This is a genomic window from Oleiagrimonas sp. (assembly GCF_027858935.1).
In the GTDB taxonomy this organism is placed as follows: Bacteria; Pseudomonadota; Gammaproteobacteria; order Xanthomonadales; family Rhodanobacteraceae; genus Oleiagrimonas.
In genome coordinates this window covers 1-4,335 of the sequence record NZ_JAQIBU010000367.1, presented here as the reverse complement: position 1 = coordinate 4,335, position 4,335 = coordinate 1, and the positions used below count along the sequence as shown (strand labels likewise).

The window sequence follows — 4,335 nt, the reverse complement described above, 5'->3', positions numbered from 1 at the left end:
GCGGAAAAGATCGAAATCAGCACATAAATCACACGCGCCAGCGTCGGATCCAGACCGAAATAATCGGCCAGTCCGGCCACTACGCCTGCAATCATCCGGTTGCTGCGCGATCGGCGCAGCGTGCGCCCCGTTGTAGCCATCGTGATTCTCCGCAATCCATATAGGGTCAGTCTAGCCCACGATCGGGCCCTGCGGAGCAGAAGCGTCCAGACAAGGACCGAACCCGTCTTCCCTGATGCAAGGACCCGGCCGCTTTAGTTCCGTCGCCCTGCAGTGCGTTTCACCAACCTGATCTGGAACAGTTTTGGCCAGCATTTGCCGGTGACAAACAAGCGGTTGTGGCGGGCGTCATAGGCGATGCCGTTGAGTACATCATTGACAGGATCCTGCAGCCGGCTTGTGTCCAGCAAGCCGGAAAGATCGATCCAGCCCAGCACATGGCCGTTGGCCGGATCGATCCGGGCAATGCGGTTGGAGAGCCAGACGTTGGCGTAAATCTCGCCCTTGACCCATTCCAGCTCGTTGAGGTTTTCCACCGGCACGCCATCCGCCGTCACGGTGATCTGCCCGGTCTGTCTCAGGGTTCGTGGATCAAGAATGCGCAACACTGGGGTGCCATCGCTCATGAAGAGGTGTTTGCTGTTGGCCGTCAGCGCCCAGCCTTCGCCGGAATAGCTGAAATGTCGCAGCGGCTTGAGGCTATCCAGGTCGTAGACGAAGCCGGTACCGCTTTTCCAGCTGAGCTGGATCAACCGGTTTTTCCAGGCGACGATGCCTTCGCCAAAATACTGCGGCGGCACGTGCCGTAGCTGGACGACCTTGCCGGTATCCAGCTGAACCTTGCGCAGGGTCGACGTGCCGAAGTGCCCGGAGCTTTCATAAATAAACCCGTGCCTGTAGAAAAGCCCTTCGGTATATGCCGAGGTGTCGTGCGGATACACGTGCACAACCTTGTAGCCATAGACCGGTATCGCGGCCCAGCAGGTACCGGCAAAGGCGAGTAATGCGAGGGTGCCGACAAGACGAAACATGGGTTTACCGTGCAGCTAAAGGGGACGGGCGTAATCATGCACGAACAATGACTTTCGTCTCCTGTTTTTTGTCATGGCAGCATGAAACCCCGGGCAAACCTCAAGCACGGGCACATTGCATCGTTGCACGAATCCGCCGATCGGGGTCAGACCGCCGCGAGGGCCTGGTCAAGATCTGCAATCAGGTCATCCACGTGCTCAATGCCGATTGAAAGCCGCACCATGTCCGGCGCGACACCGGCGGCGGCAAGCTCCTCGTCATTGAGCTGGCGATGCGTCGTGGTCGCCGGATGGCATGCAAGCGACTTGCAATCACCAATGTTGACCAGGCGGGTGAACAACTGCAGCGCGTCCTGCAGGCGGGCACCGGCCTCGCGACCGCCGCTGACGCCAAAACTCAGGATGCCCGAGGCCCGGCCGCCCAAAAGGCGCTGGGCAAGATGATGATCAGGATGGTCCGGCAGCCCGGCATAGCACACCCAGGTCACCTTTGGGCACTCGCGCAGGTGTTCGGCGATGCGAAGGGCGTTGTCACAGATGCGGTCCATGCGCAACGGCAACGTCTCGATGCCTTGCATGATCAGGAAAGCGTTGAACGGTGAGAGTGCAGCGCCCATGGCCCGCAGCGGCACCACGCGGGCACGGGCGATGTAGGCGGCTTCGCCGAAATGCTCGGTATAGCTCACGCCGTGATAGCTCACGTCCGGCTCCACCAGTACCTTGAAACGGTCCCCCTGTGCGGCCCAGTCGAAAGTACCCGAATCGACGATGGCGCCACCGACGCTGTTGCCGTGCCCGCCAAGATACTTGGTGAGCGAATGCACAACGATGTCGGCACCGTGTTCGATGGGTCGGCACAGATAGGGCGAGGGCACGGTGTTGTCGACGATCAACGGCACGCCCGCGGCATGTGCCACGTCGGCGAGCGCGGCGATATCGGTAACGTTGCCCAGCGGGTTGCCGATGGTTTCGCAATAGACCGCGCGGGTACGATCATCGATCAGCCGGGCAAATGCCTGCGGATCGGACGGATCGGCAAAACGCACATGCACACCCTGACGCGGCAGGGTATGGGCAAAAAAGTTGTACGTGCCACCGTACAAGCGACTGCTGGAGACGATGTTGTCACCCGACTCGGCGATCGTCTGGATGGCTGCAGTGATGGCCGCCATGCCCGAGGCCAGGGTGAGTCCGGCGATCCCGCCCTCAAGCTCGGTTACGCGCGCCTCGAGGGCAGCGTTGGTCGGATTCATGATGCGTGTGTAGATATTGCCGGGGACCTTCAGATCAAACAGGTCGGCGCCGTGCCGGGTATTGTCAAAAGCGTATGACACGGTCTGATAGATCGGCGTGACTACGGCGTGGGTCGTGGGGTCGGGGCTGTAGCCGGCATGAACGGCCTGGGTTTCGAAACGCATGGGGTGGTGTGCTCCAAGGGAGTCGCTGGACGATGGGAATCGCGACCTTGTTCAGGGCTGCGAATGGCAGTCCATGTCGAGCTTGGCGGTGACCAATCGCGCAACCAAAGAATGATTCTGAAGAAGCTTATACCCATTCAGTCTAGCAGAGAAAACCTGCCTGGAGCGCGCCTTGGAATGATCATAAATGGACGTCTAGCCGGCTTTATAAAAACAAGACTCGCGCAATCCAATTACGGGAAAATTGAATCCACGACGAAGGGATGAGGGCAATCATGCGAAATGAATGACCTGCGTTCCGTGCCAGACTCCCCTGACCCCGGTGTCTGTGCCCGGAAGCCATCCAGCGGATGCCGAATTTGGGAATGGATCAGTGCATCCCCATGTACGTGGTTTCCAATTCATGAAGAAGGGATCCGCACGTGATGAAGCATGAAAACCCCGTCTGGCTGATTACAGGTTGCTCCACCGGCTTTGGCCGTGAACTTGCCAAGCTGGTCCTGGCACGCGGTTGGCGTGCGGTAGTCACCGCGCGTGATCCGTCCAAGGTTGCCGATATTGCCGCCGGCCAGGGCGACCGGGTACTGGTGTTGCCGCTCGATGTCACCGACCGTGGGCAGATTGACAACGCCGTGACCGAAACCATCAGCACGTTTGGCCGCATCGATGTACTCGTCAACAACGCGGGCTACGGATACCTGGCCGCCATTGAAGAGGGCGAGGATGAAGCGGTGCGTGATTTGTTCGAGACCAACGTGTTTGGTCTTGTCGAGATGACCAAGGCCGTGCTGCCCGCCATGCGCAAGCAGCGCAGCGGACTGATTGTCAACGTCTCGTCGATTGGGGGCATCACCAGCTTTGGGGCCACCGGCTACTACCACGGCACGAAATATGCGGTCGAGGGGATTTCGGAATCACTCGCACTGGAGGTCAAACCCATGGGCATCAATGTACTGATCGTCGAGCCGGGCCCCTTCCGTACCCACTGGGCAGGCCCATCAATCAAGCAGTCGGCCGTCAGGATCGAAGACTATGCCGAAACAGCGGGCGTGCGTCGCAAGCAGACCGCTGCGCGCAGCGGGAGCCAAGCGGGCGATCCGGTGCGCGACGCCCAGGCCATTATCGATGCGGCATTGTCGGACACCCCTCCCCTGCGCCTGGTGCTGGGTGAGGTGGGACTGGAACTGGTGCGTAAAAAACTTGATTTCATGCGGCACGATTTCGATACATGGGAAGCGACCTCACTGGGTGCGGACTTTCCGGAAAACGAGAGGTAATCCAGACCTCGGGAGTTCGTCATCATCGCCGCCATCAAAACTTTCCAGTTGCTGCGACATGATGAAAAGGCCGCAGGTTCGTATGCGGAATGCATGGCCCCCACCAGCTTTTGCACTGCGCGCCGGAGTCTGCAACCGACTGTCATTCGCGCAGGGGATATCGGCATGGTCGCCATCCATGCGCATGCCGGGACCATGCTTGATGTAGAACTCCGCCTCGACGCGCGAAGTCATCTGACTGCAGCAGCGCCGTACATCACAACTGAACCGCGCATGTGATTGAGCAGCCGGATGGCCGGCCACCTTCGGCGGGGCCGCCGGTGCCACGCGCTTCGACATCCGCTGCTACACCACCGGCCTTCGACCCGGCTTTGGACGAAGACGCCGGGGATGAGGCGAACATCTGAAGATTCGTGAAGGCATGCCCCGGGAGCTGGGAAACAGGGGGCAGCCGCCGGTTTCGCCCATTCTCCGCCAGGAATGCACACGCGGCCCCCTGTTTTGTTGACCGCATATTTTACAGCCGACAACTTGTCGACCTGCGCTCCCCTGGGTCCCGGTGGCCTGTTGCTCGAACAGCCGCTGCACCTTGGGCGCCTGCAGTGCGAA

Annotated in this window: 3 protein-coding genes; 1 reads left to right on the top strand and 2 read right to left on the bottom strand. The window is 60.1% G+C overall.

Features of this window, described 5'->3' with window-relative positions:
* Positions 1–254: 254 nt before the first annotated feature.
* Both PF446_RS14050 and PF446_RS14045 read right to left on the bottom strand, forming a co-directional pair.
* A complete protein-coding gene (locus PF446_RS14050) occupies positions 255–1,031 on the bottom strand; it encodes a glutaminyl-peptide cyclotransferase (protein ID WP_298072679.1) in 777 nt (258 codons plus the stop codon).
* Between the two features lie 146 nt (positions 1,032–1,177).
* Positions 1,178–2,449: an aminotransferase class V-fold PLP-dependent enzyme gene (locus tag PF446_RS14045; RefSeq protein WP_298072677.1), complete on the bottom strand. Its 1,272-nt coding sequence runs from the start codon at positions 2,447–2,449 to the stop codon at positions 1,178–1,180.
* A 425-nt stretch (positions 2,450–2,874) separates the two neighbouring features.
* Between PF446_RS14045 and PF446_RS14040 the strand changes: the two genes are divergently transcribed.
* Positions 2,875–3,726 carry an oxidoreductase gene (locus PF446_RS14040; RefSeq protein WP_298072681.1) on the top strand — a complete coding sequence of 284 codons (852 nt, stop codon included), beginning with the start codon at positions 2,875–2,877 and terminating at the stop codon, positions 3,724–3,726.
* The last annotated feature ends 609 nt before the right edge of the window (positions 3,727–4,335 follow it).